We start from the raw sequence: 19,112 nt of genomic DNA, 5'->3' as shown, positions 1-19,112 counted from the left end.
TAACTAATTATTCCCAACAAGATGAAACGACTGCTTAAAGTATTAAAAATTATAGCACTTAGTATACTTGCCTTGTTATTACTTTCCGCCATCGGCCTGCTCCTCTTCTACCAATCCATTTATACGGAAACACCATTGCCTCCCAAAACAGTGTCAAAAGTAACCCTTAACACTTCTTACAAATCGGATAAACCGATTTTATTGCCTGTACCACAAAGCGTGGAATGGACTGATAAGCATTTCACATTTCCTGCCATCATTCGTTTTAATGCTCCGGCTGAAGATGTGGAAATAATCAGGAAAATCTGTATGAACCATTTGAACACAAATGCTGAAGCCAACACTTCAGGTTCGATAAAATTTATTAAAAATAAAGCACTTGAAACGCAGGCCTATTACCTTTCTGTCCAACCCGGACAAATAAAAATTGAATACAATAGCCAGGAAGGGTTGTTTTACGCCCTTACCACTTTGAAGCAGTTAGCTAAACAATCCAATAACCAATTGCCTTGCGTAGAAATAAAAGACAAACCAGACCTGCAGGTAAGAGGTGCCTTACTGGACATCAGCCGCGGAAAAATACCAACCCTGCAAACATTGTACAGTATAGTTGATTTCCTGTCTGACTTAAAGTACAACCAGCTGCAGTTATACATCGAAGGTTTTCCTTTTGCTTATCCTTCCTTTAAAAATTTATGGGAGAAAACAGAAACACCATTGACTCCGGAGGAAATCAGGCAATTGGATGCCTATTGCAGAGACCGTTTTATAGAACTTGTTCCTAACCAAAATTCACTTGGTCATATGGATGCCTGGCTGGCAAAAGAGGAATATAGAAGTTTAGCAGAATGTCCCGAGGGCTATAAATTACTGGGCCTGATTGAAACAAAATCAACGCTATCCCCTACCAATCCAAAGAGCCTGGAACTGGTTAAAAAAATGAGTGAGGACCTGCTTCCCAATTTCACTTCCACGCAGTTTAATGTTAATCTCGATGAGCCTTTTGAATTAGGCAAAAGCAAAGAACATCCCGCCAGCCCTCAGGAAGTGGGCAAAATGTACCTGAATTATGTTAAGCAACTCAACAGTTATGTGAATAGCAAGGGCAAAACAATGATGATGTGGGGCGATGTATTGACCAATAACCCTGAGATCATCCCTGAGATACCTAAAAATATAACCTTGCTGGAATGGGGTTATGAAGCGGTACACCCCTTTAATAAATACTGCGCCAGGAATCAAAAAGCCGGATTTAAATACATGGTATGCCCGGGTACCAATACATGGACCTCCTTTACAGGCCGTACCAACGATATGATGGGTAATGTGGAAAATGCAGTAGGCAATGGAATAAAATATGGGGCAACCGGTATGTTGATGACCGATTGGGGTAATACGCCCCATTTGCAATATTTAACGGTAAGTTATGCGGGTCTGGCCTACGCTGCTGCACTCAGCTGGAATTTTGAAAGTAAGAACCAGGTAGCATTAGGCGACTATTTAAGCAAAGCTGTTTTTAAGGATACTACAGGCAGGATGGGTAACCTAGTATTAGAGGCAGGCCGTTACAACCAGTTTGAAGAATATCCGATGCTGGCGATGACTACAACAGGTATGTCATATTTGTTCGGATTTATGGATAAAACCATGATGGATGCTATCAGCAGGAAAATGCAAAAAGGAATTTTTGAATTTATTACTGATGTGGATTATAAACAATTTTACCTTAAAGGGTTTAAGAACCCGAAAGTATATAACGCCAGTGCGATACTGAATTTTGTTGATACGCTTGAGCAACAACTTTTAGTAACGCACCTGCAAACGCCTGAAAGTAACCTGGTTCTGGATGAATATAAAAATGGTCTTCGAATGGTTAAGTTGGGAGCAAGACTTAAGCAATACAATAATTATCACCTTCAGCAGGCTGATTCAATTAATAAAATCATATTGACAGAAATGAAACTGCTTTGTCCTGCTATTCTGCAGGAACATGAACGCTTATGGATGAACCGTAACAAAAAAAGCGGGCTGGACCAAAGTATGGAATCCATAAAAAAACTGCAGGTTCAAATAGATAAGGAACTTGAATTACTCAATAAAAATGGTATCACCCGCTGGTTACACAGAACTGGTGAAAAACTTATTAGTGCAGCAGCCGTTTTATACTTCAGGTCATAAGAAAGTGGACTAACCAGAAGCATATTATTGGGTGAGCACTGTCAGCATTTTTTTGCAGTTGTTAGGTTAATTTGTGAACCTAATGACCTGTAATATGAAAAAGCAAATGTTAGCATTATTAATGTTGGCTGCTTTACTTTCATGCAATCAACCCGGCAAGAAAGAACATGAACAAAATGCAGCAGTTCCCGTAGAGGCAGAAGACTCAACACTTATTACCGCCCGTAATATTTTCAAATCCCTTCCTGCTGTTGCAGAAAATAAGGAAAATGCAATCACTGAGCCGAAAGTTAAGCTGGGCAAGCTGCTCTACTATGACACACGGCTTTCCAAAGCGGGAAATATCAGTTGCAACTCATGCCATAACCTCAATACGGCTGGCGTGGATAACAAAGCAGTTTCACCAGGGGATGCAGGCAAACCCGGCACCCGTAATTCACCTACTGTCTTTAATGCAGCACTGCACAACATGCAATTCTGGGATGGCCGTGCCAAGGATGTGGAAGAGCAGGCTGGCATGCCAATTTTAAATCCTGTTGAAATGGCTATTCCACACAAAGGATTTTTGGTTGACCGCCTCAGCGGAGTTAAGCTGTACCAGGATATGTTTAAAGAAGCTTTCCCCGGCGAGGACAAACCCATTACATATGGCAACCTGCAAAAAGCAATTGGGGCTTTTGAACGCACGCTGCTTACACCTTCAAGGTTTGATAAATATATGAACGGCGACAAAAATGCGATTACAGCTGAAGAAAAAGCCGGGATGAATGTTTTCATTTCATCGGGATGCATTGCTTGCCACAACGGCGTGGGAATTGGCGGCGGATCACTTCAACGATTTGGCGTGGTAACTGATTACCGAACACTAACCAGGAGCAAAACTGAAGATGAGGGCCTTAAAAAAGTATCCAGCAAAAAAGAAGATAAAGATAAATTTAAAGTTGCCGGATTGCGCAATGTTGCCGGCACATATCCATATTTCCATGATGGCAGCATAGCCTCTTTAGATTCTGCAGTGATCATTATGGGCAAAGCCCAGCTAAATAAAAATTTATCAACCGAAGAAGTAAAACAAATCGTTTCCTTCCTGGATGCACTTTCCGGTGATGTGAATGCAGATGCAAAAACATTTCCACCCCAACTAGAAAAAAAATGAAAACTATTCGTTTCCTTATACCTGCCCTGGTGCTATTGACAACACAAATCCATGCACAGGATGAAAATGCTGTAGTTTCAAAGTTTGATTTTATCCCGGGTGAGAAAATTATTTTTTATGACGATTTCACGTCAGCAAACATCGGCGACTTCCCACCCTCCTGGAACACCTCGTCAAGCGGGGAAATTGTTACCATTGCCAAATACCCGGGCAGGTGGTTACAATTGAGTAAGGGCGGCTTTTTTATTCCAGAAGCTACGGAAAAATTTACGGACAATTTTACAGTGGAATTTGATTTTGTACCTATGGCTACCGGCAATTCAGAATATATGTTTGGCATTGATTTTTTACTTGTGTCCGGCACCCTGGACAATCCAAATGAAGGTGGTGCTATTCCAGGCAAGGCTGGCACAAAAATAACAGCGGAATATGACCAGGTTTACTGGACCAACTATTCAGAAAATGATGGCGGGTACAAGGATAAAGGGGGCGGTGCTTTCCAGTTTAAGATCGGGGAAAAATTCCATATTGCTTTCTGGGCACAGAAACAAAGGCTGAGGATGTACGCCAATCAAAACAAGATACTTGATCTGCCCCGCGGGTTAATTGCGGGATATACTTATAACATTTTCAGGATAGAAACAACGGATGAGGTGAACCCGATCATCAGCAATTTCAGGATCGCAGCAGGTCTTCCTGATACAAGGAACAAATTACTCACAGAAGGGAAACTGGTCACTTATGGAATCCAGTTTGACGTAAACTCAGATAAAATAAAACCTGAATCATACGCTACGCTCAAAGACATTGCACAGATCCTGAAAGATAATGCTTCGGTGAAAATAAAAATCGTCGGACATACCGATAGTGATGGGGATGATGTGTCCAATCTTGATCTCTCAAAACGACGTGCAGCTTCTGTAAAAACGATGCTAAACAGCAGTTTTGCCATTGACAACAGCAGGATGGAAACAGATGGAAAGGGCGAAACCCAGCCCATCGCTCCCAATGATAATGCCGTTAATAAAGCAAAAAACAGGCGGGTGGAATTTATCAAACAGTAACCATGAGCAAGGCATATCTCTTAAAGTCCTAATTTAGAGGTACACTTTTCGATGAAGATTTACGCCAACCCCATGAAATTTACTTTCCTGTTAACAACGGCAATCCTTTTACTGGCAGGCTGCCAAAGAAATCCAAAACAGTATCCTACTACCCGCCCAACTGAAACACTATCCATAGCTGATATTAAACTGCACGACTCCATCGAAGGTCTTTCACTTGATACAATATTCACATCCGGAAAGCAGACCTTACATATTCAGGCTAAACCAATTAATAATAACCTTGTTTGCCTGACCGCAACAACCGGTACTTTTCCCGCTTTAAATGATACGGTTTCCGGCATCGGACTGGCTAACCCCGAATTCCCTGACTTCAACAAGGACGGGCATCCGGATATCCTGCTAACCTACACGGGTAAAAACAATACTTACTTTCTATACCTGTTTGACCCGAAGACAAATAAATTAATAAGCGTTGACGGCTTCATTAACTATCCAAACGCTATCCAGCTAAAATCTAATCCACTTTATTATTACTCTTACCAAAGTGAAGGATGCAGCGACCTGAATTGGGGAAGTGACCTCTTCCGGATTACAAATTTCAGGACCTGTAAAATCGGGCATATGTATGGGAAAGGTTGTGACTTTAACGTACTTGAAAATCCACAGCTGATTGGCATATATAAAACCAATGGTAACAATGAACAAACAGAAACAATTATCGAAAAACTTCCTTATCGGAAATTCATTCCCCATAAGGAAGACAAGTGGGACTTCCTGGAAAAATACTGGAACAATAATTATCATAAATTCAAATAAGGCTTCTATCTTGAATTATGAAAAGTATCAGTAATCATTTTGTCCTTGTACTTTCCCTGTTTTTTACGGCGCAGCTGGCTTCTGCCCAGGTACATACTGTTCGTATCACATTGCCAAAAAATGCAGGAATGATTACGGAGCATGCAAGGCAGGTACTTGCAAATCAAATCACGAACCGCTGCGATGCCAAAATTGTTGACGGAAAAACTGCTGAACTGAATATTGAATTGGTTACGGAAACAACAGCCACTTCCGAATCGTTTAGAATTACTGGTGACGGGAAACCAAATATCAGGATTACAGGTAGTGATGAAAATGGATTGATTTATGGCATTGGCAAATTCCTCAGGTCATCGCGCTTCGACCAGGGTGGATTTACACCAGGTACCTGGCGTGGCAGCTCAGCACCTGCAGGTAAAGCACGTGGCATGTATTTCGCTTCACACTTCGGTAATTTCTACGAAGCTGCACCAATTGATGAAGTTAGCCAGTATGTAGATGAACTGGCTTTATGGGGTGTCAACTACCTGGTTCTTTATTTTCCGGAATTCCAATTCACAGGATTTGACGATGTTGCTGCACAGCAATTACTCACACGCCTGAAGTCAATCATGCATGTTGCCAAAGCCAATGGCATGAAAGTAGGGCTCCTCCAGGTGGCCAATGGCAGTTTTAAATCCACACCAAAAGAACTATTGAATATTCCTGTGCCGGATCAATTACACCGGCGCGGAGACTTTGGGGTCAATCTAAACCCGGCTATCCCGGAGGCACATACGGCACTCACCCGGCAATGGGCCTTACTCATGGATCAATTCAAGGATGTGGGACTGGATGTTATTGTCTATTGGCCATACGATGAGGGTGGCTGTGGCTGCAGCGAATGCTGGCCATGGGGTTCCCGCGGCTTTCCTAAGTTGAGTAATGACCTATCAAAAATATCACGTGACAAATATCCTGGAATACAGGTGGTGCTTTCAACATGGGTATTCGATACGCCGGAGGCCGGGGAATGGGAAGGTCTTTCAAAATACCTGCAAAAAGATAAAGGCTTGGTAAACTATATTATGGCTGATGCACACGAAGATTTTCCACGCTACCCGCTGGATAAGGGAGTACCGGGTGGCTTGCCACTCCTGAACTTTCCGGAGATCAGCATGTGGGGACAGGCCCCCTGGGGCGGATATGGTGCCAACCCCTTAACCGACCGGCTGCAACATCTCTGGAATGAAACTGAAAATAAACTGTCCGGCGGCTTCCCCTATTCTGAAGGTATTTATGAGGATATCAACAAGGTCATCTGCAGCCAGCTCTATTGGAATGGACAACGTTTTACAGCAGACATCGTGCGGGAATATATAGCGTTTGAATTTTCGCCCGATGTGGTGGACCAGGTTGCCAAAGCATTAGAAATATTTGAATCCAATCACGACAGGGAGCATATTAACACCAGCGCAAAAGAGGCGTTCCGCCTGATCGAAGATGCGGAGCAAAAATTAACACCCCGGGTACGTAAATCCTGGCGTTGGCGGATCCTGTACTTGCGGGCGCTGATCGATCGCGAAATGTTTGCAACAAAAGGAAAGCTGGAAGGTGAAACGCTCAAAAATGCTTTCAATGAATTAACTGCCATCTACCATGCAGAGCATGGCCATTCTATGCCTATCCACCCACCCGTAATCCAGTAGTTTTTATCTGCAGGTAATCCCGAAACAAAAAAGCATGAATCGTATTTATTGAGTTATGCGGCACATCCTCATTCTGGTTCAACACTTCTCCTAAGATGAAGGTAATTCAAAAGGCAAGTTGAAATCTACGATAACCACTTTGCTCCCGCCATTGATCCCAGGGAATACAGCAGGGCGTTCGAGGTATCAGTTATTTCACTACAATGCCACTTTAATGTTACCAGAATATTACCAATTCTGGCTGAAAGGCGATGGCGATAGTCCACTTATTTCAGTTAGATTTATACTCACCTAATAGCCTCATACTTAAAATGAGGGAGGACCTGAACGTATTGCAGGAAGCGGCCTTAACAAAAAGATTTTATGGACCTTGAATCATCAAGATTAAAATTCGTTGAAATCTCATGGGATGACCTGGAGGATATCCATAGACTCCATTCATTGCCCGAAGTTGATGAGTTTAATACACTTGGAATACCAGGAAACATAGAAGACACAAAAGAAATTATCCGTACCTTAATTGAAGGGCAAACTGAAACTCCCCGTAAATCGTATACCTGGAAAATAGTTAATAAAGAAACAAATGAATTTATCGGATTGGCAGGCATGAAACTTTCCTGTGACAAATTCAGGTTGGGGGAAATTTATTACAAGTTAATTCCAGGTTACTGGTACAAGGGATATGCAACAGAGACTGCTAAAACATTAATAAAACAGGGATTTGAATATTTCCATTTACACAAAGTGGAGGCTGGCGTTGCCACTGGAAATACAAGGTCAATAAAGGTCCTTGAAAAGGCAGGCATGATTCGGGAAGGCTTAAGAAGAAAAATACTTCCTGTCAGGGGCAAATGGATGGACAACTACCACTATGCAATTGTTGAAGATGATCCAAGGTAAACTATTTATAAATTTTAAACTTTAAAAAATGAAAAAGGTATTATTCTTAACCGGCGATTTTACAGAAGATTATGAAACCATGGTTCCGTTCCAGATGCTTGAAATGGTCGGTTACACTGTTCATACTGTTTGTCCTGACAAGAAAAAAGGCGAAATCATTAAAACAGCCATCCATGACTTTGAAGGTGATCAGACATATACTGAAAAACCAGGGCACAATTTCAAATTGAATTATAGTTTTACTGATATTAATGTCAGCGAATATGCCGGGCTTGTAATTGCCGGCGGACGTGCACCGGAATACCTGAGGTTAAACGAAAAAGTAATTGAAATTGTAAAACACTTTTTCACAACGAATAAGCCTGTTGCCGCAATCTGCCACGGCATACAAATTTTAACTGCTGCTGGTGTTGTGAATGGCAGAAAGTTAACTGCTTATCCCGCCGTTGGTCCGGAAGTAATCTTGGCTGGCGGGGAATTCCAGGCAATTCCGGTAGATGGGGCATTTGTAGACGGCAACCTTGTTACTTCTCCTGCATGGCCAGCCCATCCAGCTTTCATCAGGGAGTTCCTGAAAATTATGGGGGCAAAAATTGAGCTATAAAATTGCTGCCGGCAAAAGTGAAACAATGGTTCCTTAGACCTGGATTGCTTTAAATATAAATTTCATGGCGGAAAGTAACAGGGAAAGATTTGACTATATTATCATTGGGGCAGGTTCTGCGGGGTGTGTACTTGCAAACAGGCTTTCTGAAAATCCCGCAAATAAAGTACTGTTGCTTGAAGCCGGCGGACCGGATAAAAAAATGGAGATTGGTATTCCGGCTGCCTATGGAAACCTGCACCGGTCTGAAGTTGACTGGGGATTCTCAACAGAACCCCAGAGCCATATTAATAACCGGAGAATCTACCTGCCGCGTGGGAAAACCTTAGGTGGATGTAGTTCAACTAACGCCATGGCTTATGTCAGGGGCAATCATGCTGATTACGATGAATGGGAATCACTGGGTAATAAGGGATGGGGCTATAAAGATGTGTTGCCCTATTTCAAAAAATCTGAACACAATGAAGATATTACCAATGACTATCACGGGAAAGATGGCGCGCTAAATATTACTTTTGCAAAATATTTCCAAACACCTTTTGCACACGCGTTTGTAGATGCCTGTATTGAGCTCGGCATTCCGGAAAACAATGACTATAACGGAGCAAAACAGGAAGGCGCCGGTTTATTCCAATTTAGCATCAAAAATGGCAAACGGCATAGTACGGCTACTGCTTTTCTCAAGCCTGTGCTCAACCGCACAAACCTTACGGTCATCACAAAAGCAATGGTAAAGGAAATCCTGATCGATGGCAACAGGGCAACAGGTTTGGAATATATCACCTCAAATAACAATTCCCGGAAAGTATATGCATCCAAAGAAATAATATTATCGGCCGGGGCTTTCCAGTCACCGCAATTACTTATGCTTTCCGGTATTGGTGATGCCGAAACATTAAAAAGACAGGGCATTACCATTAAAAAGGAATTGCCCGGGGTTGGTAAGAATCTCCAGGACCACCTCTTCTTTTTTGTTTCAGGTATTTCAAAGCAACAGGAAGGGTTCAACCACCATCTAAAACCATTAAACCAGGTTGCTGATTTAGTAAAATATATGGTCAGTCATAAGGGCGTGCTGACCTGCAGTCCGCTTGAAGCTGTTGCTTTTTTGGGCATTAATGGCGACTCAAACGTAAACCTCCAGTTTCATTTTGTACCGCTTCACGTTGGGAATGACTATAAAGCAGATGTTTATAATCCTGCAACCTATCCAAAAAGAGATGGGTTCTCCATTTTGCCCACGCTTATAAAACCTAAAAGCAGGGGGTATATTGGGCTGAAATCTGCATATCCGGGGGATGCCCCCTTAATTCAACCTAATTTCCTTTCCGAAGAAGATGACCTCAAGACACTTGTAGCCGGGGCAAAAAAGGCATTAGAGGTATTGAATGCAAATGCTTTCAGCCCCTATCTGCATTCTATCTCCGCCCCTATGGATCAATCGGAAGCGGGTATTATTGAGCATATCAAAAAATCAGTAGAAACGGTATACCACCCGGTTGGTACCTGCAAAATGGGTAATGATACCATGTCCGTGGTGGATGATCAGTTGCAGGTCCATGGCATAGAAGGATTGAGGGTGGCAGATGCATCCATTATGCCGACTATAGTGGCAGGCAATACAAATGCCGCTGTAATTATGATAGCTGAAAAAGCTGCTGATATATTACTTCGATAGGTAACATTTATTTCAACCTGCTTTCACACCTAAACAACCTAATATATGCAACCAAGAATCTATAAAGGCAACCTGGGCCTGGTATATCTATCATTAGTCCCAGTTATAACTGCCATATTAGGTTTTGGCATTGGTCACATCAATTATAGAATTTACTTGCCATGCTGGATTCTAAATGTATGCCTGATGGTTACGGCCGCATGGTTTCTAGGTCTTAATGTAATCAGGAAAAATGACCTTGAAAAGAAGCATCTTGCTTTTGGTGCATTTTTCCTGGTTATTCCCTGGATACTTGTTTCCATTTTTTTTGGGTTCGGCCCACCTCCTGGAAATGCAAAAGAATGGGTAGCGACAGCTACTGAACAACAGGTAAGATATTCTATACTGGTAATTGCCGGAGTCTTTATCGCTTTTGGATTTGCTGTGGTCAGGGAAAGATTAAAAAATAAAGGGGAATTTTTTTATTCCCTTTTGGGCTTCCTTTCTATAATCATTGCAATTCCCCTCTTTATCATTAATATGTTATTCTGGGGATTTTTTTTAACAGAAACATTCAGGATATTAGTCGCATCAACATCGGATAAGACGCCTGAATGGTTCATGCCCGTCAGAAGCTTTTTTGGCTTGATATCAATAGTTGAAGTTTCACTAACCTATCTTGCAATAGCGGCCCTTGCTGCATCACTTAAATTGACCGGCTGGTTCGGCAAAATACCATCACTGATTTATATAATAATGAGTTTATCGGCTTTTATAATCATTGTATTATCAGCCTTCGGTCGCGAACCATTTGCCCAGGCAGGTTTTGCATTATCCATTCCTGCCATTCCATTTGTTATGCCCTATTTTATTGGCATAAATTTATTGAGACGGGCAGGTAATTAATCATTTCCAATACTTGGAACTATTTGACCCAAAAATCAGGTCTATTGAAAAAGCATCACCGCTAAGATTTGAACCACCATGAGTGGTGTAATTTATAGCGTTATAACGGGCCTGGAGACCAATATAAAAATGGTGGCTGATATAATAATTGAAACGTAATCCCAAATTTGCATTAAAGGAGCCGATGGTCAGGTTACTGCTATAGTAGGGATCGTAATAATAATAATTATAAGGATCCGGGGAAAAATCAAAACCGTCGTACCCCATACCAGCCATGAGCCCGAAATCATACCTTTTTTCTGAAACCAGGTAATAAGCATAATCCAGGCCTATGTACCCCCCGAAATAATAATCAGTTGAATCAAGGTAGCCATTTACTTTAACTGCGTATGGATTGGCACTGTGCAAATAGCGGAATTGCAAGGTTAAATCCAGCTGATGATGCAAATTCCTCATGCCAACCTGTAAACCAAAAGAAGGATGGACACCTAATGTTGTCAGGTGGCCGGTAGGAATCCATACGCCGGTGCTTAAAGCTAGATTCGTCCTTGGCTGGTTTCGTTCCCGCTCATACATTTTTTCTACCATTGCTGAAAATTCAGGATAAGCCTGGGGGTTCATTTCAATTTCTTTCTGGGGATTGCTGATTTCGCCGCTCAGGACTTTGCAAATAAATTTTTCATTATCACCCAGCTTCCTGTTTTTTAGTAAAAGCAATGCCCATGCTGAACTAAACCTGTAAAATGCATTTTTAGGTACTTCATACCGGGCGGGAGATGGAAAATACCTGGCATAATCATTTAACAATACAAGTGTAGAACCATCAATATCCTTTCCTAAGGTGAATTTCCTTTCTTCAATATCAAGTAACATCCGGGTAATACTTAACTCTGGCATACCTGAGCATGATCTTTCCCATAGGTCAACAGCCCTGTCCAGGGAATCGAGCGATTTTTCCCTGTACAATTTCGGCAGTACATCCATTGCATTCATGAGCATTGTCTGGCAATCAGGATGGCTTTTAGTCATTTGCTCCTCTATCGTCTGGGCAAATAAATAACCGGTACTACAACTTAAAACAAGCAGGAATAATATTTTGAAACGCAGGGCTTTCATAACTTATGCTTCTGCAAATTAGGCAAATCAAACAAGGCGAAAACTGACGAAAATCATATAAACAGCTAATAATATAAATAGCCATGGTAAAGCGTTTGATCATGAAGGTGCAGCCCAGGCGGGAATTACTTGTTCCCTTTGGCGATTATAGTAAAAACGATATTGTTTTTGGAGCAGGGCATTTCCCCGTTTAAATAATTGAATAATAATGTATATGTTTAAAAGCAAAATAAACTTCGCTTATATGTGACAGAGCTGGCGAAGGCGCAGGCTTAAATAACAAATTCCATGAAATCCATATCCAGGCACTCAAAAAATTCAGAAATATTAAAAATCAATAACCCATTATAAAAATGAAAAAAGTTGTAATTATAACCACTGCACTTTTATTAAGTGCCACTTGTTTTTGCCAATCAAATAAGAAAGATGAAAACATAAGGGAATTACTGAATCTTACCGGAGCCTCAAAGGTGGGTATTCAGTTGATGGGTAATATGTTTGATGCTTACAAAAAGCAATTACCCAATGTTCCGGCTGAGTTCTGGGATGAAGTAATGAAAGAAGTTAAAGCAGAAGAAATAACAGAATTGGTTATACCAATTTATGCCAAATATTATACCGAACAGGAGATATTGTCATTAATTGAATTTTACAAATCACCACTTGGTAAAAAGGTTATTGAGTATATGCCCCTTATCTCGCAGGACTCATTTAGTGTTGGACAGGATTGGGGCAAGAAATTAAGTGAACGGGTTATTAGCAGGCTTAAACAAAAGGGCTATATACAAAACGGATGACATGCTTTCTAAAATAAGAATCCAGGCAACAATAGCGGGCATTTAAATTAGTATAAATTGAACATTTTGTTTGTATGACCATTCAACGAAAAATAAAGGTTTTCAATATCATTGCTATTTCCCTTTTGGTATTGCAAATATTGAGCTATTTAGGCCAAATGGGTAAATCGCCTGAACCAGTTGCGGAACAATCTGAGCTTATAGGATATTACCTTGGTTATAATATACTCATAATAATCTCAATCATACTATTCATACGTGTATCTAAACTTAAAAAAAGCTGAAGAAACTTGAGCAGGATGCAACTATTAATTCGACAGGTAATCCTTAGAAATACACTATTTATTACTTAAGGTTTTATAACTTTAAGACAGTTCTCCTTTGTACTTCATATTAACCAATGCTTATGCCTACCTATAATTTAAACATCAATAACAAGCCATACAAAGGGGTACCTGCGGATCCCGATACACCTTTGCTCTGGGTGTTGCGTGACATACTCGATCTTACCGGAACCAAGTTTGGCTGTGGTGTCGGAAGCTGTGGCGCATGCACAGTGCTTTTCAATGGCAAGGCTGTCCGCAGCTGCCAGTTGCAAATCCAGGAAGTTGGTTATGCAAAGATCACCACGATTGAAGGGCTTAGTGAAGATGGATCACACCCGGTACAAAAAGCCTGGGAGAAAGTCGGGGTGCCACAATGCGGCTATTGCCAGCCAGGACAAATGATGACTGTTGCAGGCTTACTCAATTCGAATAAGCAGCCAACAGAAGAACAGATCAATTCCGCGATGTCGGGCAATCTCTGCAGGTGCGGAACCTACCACAGGATCAAAGCAGCAATACTGGAAGCTATAGCAAAATAAAGCCATCATTCCCCAAAGTGGATGGGGCCTTAATATTTTATATGAACACCAAATTGCAAAGACGCCAGTTTATCAAAATCAGTTCAGCCGCCGGCGGCAGCCTTATCCTTGGCATGCTCCTGCCACAGGCTTGTAAAACAGGCACCAAAGCGGAAGTATGCGACCCGCTGCAGCCCATGCCCTACCTGAAGATTGAATCAACAGGTTATATCACTATATATTTTGCCCGCGCAGAAATGGGACAGGGCGTGAATACATCGCTGCCCATGATCCTGGCGGAGGAACTAGATGCAGACTGGAGCAAGGTGAAAACAGACTTGCTGCCATTCGGCGTAACGATTGACAGGCCCGACAAACCTTCATCTGGTGGCTACTACACCACTGGTGGCAGCCAGAGTGTTATAACCGACTGGAACGAAATGCGCAGGGTGGGTGCCACCGCAAAAGCAATGCTGGTAAGCGCTGCGGCAAAAAGGTGGAATATTCCCGAATCCAAATGCAATACAGCCAACAGTGTTGTGTATAATACAAAAACAAAGGAAGGCTTTACTTATGCTGAACTCGTTTGCGATGCCATAAAGTTGCCCATTCCAAAAGAAGTGAAACTAAAAGAGACCAAAGATTTTACCCTCATAGGCAATGCAGCACCAAAGAAAAACCTGGGAAGCATTATCACCGGCAAAACGAAATATGGCATCGATGTTAAAGTTGACGGGATGGTTTATGCAGTTGTTGAACGCTGCCCCGTACTGAATGGAAAAGTGAAATCATTCGATGACAGCGCCTGTAAAAATATAGGCGGTTATATTAAAGCAATACAATTCGAAGGTTCGGGTATGCCCATGCATATCCATGCTGGCGTGGCTGTGCTTGCAACGAATGTATGGAGCGCCATGAAGGCGAGGAAAGTTTTGAAAGTGGAATGGGATGAAGCCGGACATGGCAATGAATCAACAGAGGAACTGTTTAAAACCTTTGAATTAAAGTCGAAGAATACCCCTTTAATAGAAGTTTACAAGAAAGGCGACCCGGGTAAAGTGAAAGCTTCTGCTGGGAATACATTAGAGTCGGCATTTGCTGCGCCATTTCTTGCACACGGAACCATGGAACCCATCAATTGCATCGGTCATGTGCAGAAGGGGAAAGCCGAATTCTGGTGTGGTAACCAGTGGCCAGAATTTGCCCCACCAACCCTTGCAACCGAACTGGGCATAGACGAAAAAAATATAAAGATCAACCTGGCCTATATCGGCGGTGGATTTGGAAGAAGGCTGTTTTTCGATTATATCCTTGAAGCTGCAAAGATTGCAAAGCAATATGACAAGCCGGTAAAAGTCATCTGGGACAGGGTTGACGATATCCGCAACGATGCATTCAGGCCAGCCAACTATCACCGTATGAAAGCATCATGGGATGATGCCGGCAAAATTTTATCATGGCAGCACCATTATGTTGGCTGCTCTATCAACCTGATGCTGGAAGGACCCGGCGCTAAAGTTGTCGGGGACATGACCGGTGGCGCCATGTCTGATTTCTGGTACGATATTCCAAATGTAAAAACCGGGTTCACACATGTTGACTTTAACCTCAGCCGCGGATGGCTGCGTGCCGTGGAAATTAATATCAATGTTTTTCCAATTGAATCATTTATTGACGAATTGGCCCGCAAACTGAAAAAGGACCCGGTCCAGTTCCGCCTCGACCTGTTATCCACGATGCCAAAGCGCATGACTGAATTTCCTTTCCAGGACCCGCAGCGCATTGCAGGCGTACTGAAACTGGTTGCGGAAAAAATCGGCTACGCACAACCACTAAAACCCAATCATTTTATAGGTGTCGCCACTCACCATTTCTCCTTCTGCCCTACTTATGTTGCACATGCAATAGAAATTGAAATGTTTGCACCTAAAAAATTCAGGATAGTTAAAGTAGTTGCAGCGGTTGACTGTGGCATTGTAGTAAATCCCGATGGATTGCAAAACCAGCTGCAGGGTGGACTTGCCTTTGCACTTACACAGGCATTGAAAGGCGAGATCACAGTAAAAAATGGCCGCGTTGAGCAGGATAGTTTCTTCAATTACGAATTGCTGCGTTATCCTGAAATGCCACCCGTTGAAGTGCATGTAGTTAACAGCACAGAACCCTGCGGTGGTATCGGCGAAGTAGGTATGCCCACAGTTGCCCCTGCACTCTGCAATGCCCTGGCCGCAGCGGGTCACAGGCCCTACCGCCTGCCATTGAAGAAAGACGGATATGAGTGGGTGTAAAGGCGCACAGGCTTAAATGATCAAAACAACAGTTCCGGCAATAATCAACACTGCACCAATGGCGGTTTTTATGCTTAATGCTTCTCCCAAAAAAATAACAGATAACACAATCGTTAATGCCACACTCAGTTTATCAACCGGAGCTACCTGGGATACTTTGCCCATCTGCAAGGCTTTAAAATAAAATATCCAGGAAAGGCCGGTCGCTATACCGGAGATAATTAAAAAGAAGAGATTTTGCTTTGACAGTGTTGAAATTCCTTTGGTTTCGCCCTTCGCTATAACGATGCCCCATGCCACGATCAGGATAATAATAGTACGTATGGCAGTTGCCAGGTTTGAATTTACCCCTGTTATTCCAACCTTGGCAAAAATGGCAGTAAGTGAAGCGAATAAAGCGGATAACAAAGCATAAATCCACCACATATATTATAGTTTTAAATTGATGTGTAATTATTACTATACTTTTAAAAAAACCGGTTAAAAGCCGGCAACAAAAATTAATGTTATGCAGATAAGAGGATTGATTTTCTTTCTATTACTCGTAAGCAATATTGGATTTGCGCAAAGCAAAATTAAAAAAGCAGTATTTATTATCGCCGATGGAATACCTGCGGATGTTATAGAAAAATTAAATACCCCGAACCTGGAAATAATTGCAGGTAAAGGTAAATATATAAGGGCTTATGTGGGTGGTGAAAAAGGAGGCTACTCCCAAACTCCCACTATATCCGCAAATGGTTACAATAGTTTGCTGACTGGCACCTGGGTGAATAAACACAATGTTTGGGACAATGATATTAAAGCACCCAATTACAATTATTACAGTATTTTCCGGATAATTAAAAATGCTGACCCCAAAAAAAAGACAGCTATATTTTCCAGCTGGACGGATAACCGGACAAAGTTGCTGGGAGAAGGTTTGCCCCAAACAGGCAACCTGAAAATTGATTATGTATATGATGGATATGAACTGGACACTGTGAAATTCCCGCATGATAAAGAAAGCAACTATATGTCCCTCATAGATGAGCAGGTTGTGAATGCAGCTGCCGCATGTATAAAAGAGAAAGGACCGGACCTGAGCTGGATATACCTGGAATATACAGATGACATGGGACATCGCTATGGCGATAGTCCCCAGTATTACAGTGCCATCGAAAAAATGGACCAGCAGGTGGGCCGTGTCTGGAAAGCCTTGCAATACAGGCAACAGCATTTTAATGAAGAGTGGCTTATTTTCATCACTACAGATCATGGACGAGGAGAACAAAACGGTAAAAACCATGGAGGCCAATCAGCACGCCAGCGCAGCACCTGGATGGTTACCAACCAGGCCCGGGTAAATGCATATGCGAAGTATTTTACCCCGGGCATTGTTGATATTACGCCTTCAATTGCAAGGTTTATGAATGTCAGGATCCCAACGGAACAGTTGCGCGAAATTGACGGGCAACCCATTTTTGGGAATATATCTATTGCCGGTTTCCAGGCAAATTACTTCCAGGGCTTGCTTGATTTGTCCTGGAAAGCACTGGATGAAAATGGCAAGGCAAAGGTTTGGATCGCAACCACCAACAACTTCAGGGAAGGCAAAGCAGATAACTACCAGTTACTGGCCGAAGTAAATATTAAAGATGGACATGCACTGGTTCCTGTTAAAAACATGCCATCCTCCTTTTACAAAATTGTTATGGAAGCCCCTGGTAATACCGTAAACAAATGGGTCATTGTTGAGTGATTTTTTAATTATTCCCTTCAGGAAAGCATATTTTATATAAAACAACCCGGGGACATTGACATTAAACTTTTGAAGAAAATGATTTCACGCTATGTATAGCAGGTGAAACGATTAAACAAGTAAATTCAGGCATTGGTTTCGCCCCGACAACCAAAATAAGCCTTAAATATGACAGCAATCACTAAAACCAGGATAGAATCGATTGATTTGTTAAAAGGGTTGGTGATGGTCGTGATGGCGCTTGACCATGTCCGGGATTATTTTCATTATGCTGCTTTTATGTTTGACCCGGCAGACCCGGTACAAAGCAACTTGCCCATTTTTTTTACAAGATGGATAACACATTTTTGTGCACCAACTTTTAGTTTTCTGGCAGGCTTATCTGCTTACATGGTTGGTAAAAGGAAAACAAAAAATGAACTGTCCCTATTTTTAGTAAAACGGGGACTATGGCTGGTGTTTATCGAGTTGACAATCGTAGGTTTTGCCTGGACATTTGATATTCAATTCAGGACTTTCTTTCTGGGTACCATATGGTCATTGGGTATCAGTATGATTATTTTAGCTGCTGTTATCCACTTCCCCAGAAACTATATACTCTTCTTCAGCCTGCTTCTTATTTTTGGTCATAACCTTTTTAACAACATCCATTTTCCAGGAAACATTTTATGGGCGTTAATGCATGAACAACTATTTTTAAAATTATCGGATCATACCATGTTGGCAATTATTTACCCGGTAGTTCCCTGGATTGCAGTAATGCCATTAGGATATTTTTTCGGTTCATTTTATGACCAATCAGTCGACAGTTACAATAGAAAAATTACATTTAACAGGATTGGGGTTGCTGCCATAGTGCTATTTTTAATTTTAAGGTTCACAAATCTGTATGGTGACCCAAAGCCATTTGAACACTACGATACCCTGTCTAAATGCCTTATTTCTTTTTTCAATCCCACTAAGTACCCACCATCACTATTGTATTTATTAATGACTTTAGGAGCTGCGTTCCTCTTTTTGGCAAATACTGAAAAACTTAAAGGAAAAATGGTGAATTTCTTTTGCACATTCGGCAGGGTTCCGTTCTTTTATTATATCCTTCACCTTTACCTGCTGCACATCATGGCAATGCTATTTGCCCAGCTGACCGGTTTTGGCTGGCAAAAAATGATACTTTCTACTTTCATTGCTTTTGAACCGGGCATGAAAGGATATGGCTTCAGTCTCTGGGTCGTTTACGCCGTTTGGATCGCGATCATTATCCTGTTATATCCATTATGTAAAATGTTTGACAGGTATAAACAAATGCACAAAGAAAAATGGTGGTTGAGTTATTTGTAAATGTCAAACCCAA

Annotated in this window: 16 protein-coding genes; 14 read left to right on the top strand and 2 right to left on the bottom strand. The window is 41.8% G+C overall.

Annotated elements, in window-relative coordinates:
* Window positions 1–21 precede the first annotated feature (21 nt).
* From LAQ65_RS00195 to LAQ65_RS00155, 9 genes are all read left to right on the top strand, one after another.
* On the top strand, window positions 22–2,178 hold the full coding sequence (locus LAQ65_RS00195) for a family 20 glycosylhydrolase (RefSeq protein ID WP_224114905.1): 2,157 nt from the start codon (window positions 22–24) through the stop codon (window positions 2,176–2,178).
* A 106-nt stretch (window positions 2,179–2,284) separates the two neighbouring features.
* Window positions 2,285–3,334 carry a cytochrome-c peroxidase gene (locus LAQ65_RS00190; RefSeq protein WP_224114904.1) on the top strand — a complete coding sequence of 350 codons (1,050 nt, stop codon included), beginning with the start codon at window positions 2,285–2,287 and terminating at the stop codon, window positions 3,332–3,334.
* On the top strand, window positions 3,331–4,398 hold the full coding sequence (locus LAQ65_RS00185) for an OmpA family protein (RefSeq protein ID WP_224114903.1): 1,068 nt from the start codon (window positions 3,331–3,333) through the stop codon (window positions 4,396–4,398). Before LAQ65_RS00190 ends, LAQ65_RS00185 begins: the two co-directional genes overlap by 4 nt.
* A gap of 72 nt (window positions 4,399–4,470) precedes the next feature.
* Window positions 4,471–5,217 carry a hypothetical protein gene (locus tag LAQ65_RS00180; protein ID WP_224114902.1) on the top strand — a complete coding sequence of 249 codons (747 nt, stop codon included), beginning with the start codon at window positions 4,471–4,473 and terminating at the stop codon, window positions 5,215–5,217.
* A gap of 17 nt (window positions 5,218–5,234) precedes the next feature.
* Window positions 5,235–6,905 carry a hypothetical protein gene (locus LAQ65_RS00175; protein WP_224114901.1) on the top strand — a complete coding sequence of 557 codons (1,671 nt, stop codon included), beginning with the start codon at window positions 5,235–5,237 and terminating at the stop codon, window positions 6,903–6,905.
* Window positions 6,906–7,268: 363 nt separating this feature from the next.
* Window positions 7,269–7,805: a GNAT family N-acetyltransferase gene (locus tag LAQ65_RS00170; RefSeq protein WP_224114900.1), complete on the top strand. Its 537-nt coding sequence runs from the start codon at window positions 7,269–7,271 to the stop codon at window positions 7,803–7,805.
* 28 nt (window positions 7,806–7,833) lie between these two features.
* Complete coding sequence (locus LAQ65_RS00165; protein ID WP_224114899.1) at window positions 7,834–8,409, top strand: DJ-1/PfpI family protein; 576 nt, start codon at window positions 7,834–7,836, stop codon at window positions 8,407–8,409.
* Window positions 8,410–8,473: 64 nt separating this feature from the next.
* A complete protein-coding gene (locus LAQ65_RS00160; RefSeq protein WP_224114898.1) occupies window positions 8,474–10,087 on the top strand; it encodes a GMC family oxidoreductase in 1,614 nt (537 codons plus the stop codon).
* 186 nt (window positions 10,088–10,273) lie between these two features.
* The gene (locus LAQ65_RS00155; RefSeq protein WP_224114897.1) at window positions 10,274–10,972 is read left to right on the top strand and encodes a hypothetical protein; all 699 of its coding nucleotides are present in this window, start codon (window positions 10,274–10,276) and stop codon (window positions 10,970–10,972) included.
* Here the strand turns inward: LAQ65_RS00155 and LAQ65_RS00150 are convergent, their stop codons facing one another.
* The gene (locus LAQ65_RS00150; RefSeq protein ID WP_224114896.1) at window positions 10,973–12,088 is read right to left on the bottom strand and encodes a hypothetical protein; all 1,116 of its coding nucleotides are present in this window, start codon (window positions 12,086–12,088) and stop codon (window positions 10,973–10,975) included.
* A 353-nt stretch (window positions 12,089–12,441) separates the two neighbouring features.
* Between LAQ65_RS00150 and LAQ65_RS00145 the strand changes: the two genes are divergently transcribed.
* The 3 genes from LAQ65_RS00145 to LAQ65_RS00135 all read left to right on the top strand — a co-directional run bounded on the left by LAQ65_RS00145 (window position 12,442) and on the right by LAQ65_RS00135 (window position 16,017).
* The gene (locus LAQ65_RS00145; RefSeq protein WP_224114895.1) at window positions 12,442–12,885 is read left to right on the top strand and encodes a DUF2059 domain-containing protein; all 444 of its coding nucleotides are present in this window, start codon (window positions 12,442–12,444) and stop codon (window positions 12,883–12,885) included.
* A gap of 406 nt (window positions 12,886–13,291) precedes the next feature.
* On the top strand, window positions 13,292–13,750 hold the full coding sequence (locus LAQ65_RS00140; RefSeq protein WP_224114894.1) for a (2Fe-2S)-binding protein: 459 nt from the start codon (window positions 13,292–13,294) through the stop codon (window positions 13,748–13,750).
* 41 nt (window positions 13,751–13,791) lie between these two features.
* Window positions 13,792–16,017, top strand: coding sequence for a xanthine dehydrogenase family protein molybdopterin-binding subunit (locus tag LAQ65_RS00135; RefSeq protein WP_224114893.1), 2,226 nt, complete (start codon window positions 13,792–13,794; stop codon window positions 16,015–16,017).
* Window positions 16,018–16,029: 12 nt separating this feature from the next.
* Here the strand turns inward: LAQ65_RS00135 and LAQ65_RS00130 are convergent, their stop codons facing one another.
* Window positions 16,030–16,443 (bottom strand): EamA family transporter, encoded by a 414-nt coding sequence (locus tag LAQ65_RS00130; protein WP_224114892.1) that lies wholly within the window; start codon window positions 16,441–16,443, stop codon window positions 16,030–16,032.
* Between the two features lie 82 nt (window positions 16,444–16,525).
* Here LAQ65_RS00130 and LAQ65_RS00125 point away from each other — a divergent pair, with 82 nt between their 5' ends.
* The gene (locus tag LAQ65_RS00125) at window positions 16,526–17,758 is read left to right on the top strand and encodes an alkaline phosphatase family protein (protein WP_224114891.1); all 1,233 of its coding nucleotides are present in this window, start codon (window positions 16,526–16,528) and stop codon (window positions 17,756–17,758) included.
* A 168-nt stretch (window positions 17,759–17,926) separates the two neighbouring features.
* Window positions 17,927–19,099 carry a DUF1624 domain-containing protein gene (locus LAQ65_RS00120; protein WP_224114890.1) on the top strand — a complete coding sequence of 391 codons (1,173 nt, stop codon included), beginning with the start codon at window positions 17,927–17,929 and terminating at the stop codon, window positions 19,097–19,099.
* Window positions 19,100–19,112: the final 13 nt, after the last annotated feature.

This window comes from Flavihumibacter profundi, from assembly GCF_020076305.1.
Classification (GTDB): Bacteria; Bacteroidota; Bacteroidia; order Chitinophagales; family Chitinophagaceae; genus Flavihumibacter; species Flavihumibacter profundi.
The sequence above is the reverse complement of the archived record's forward strand: the minus strand, read 5'-3'. Positions and strand labels throughout refer to the sequence as shown.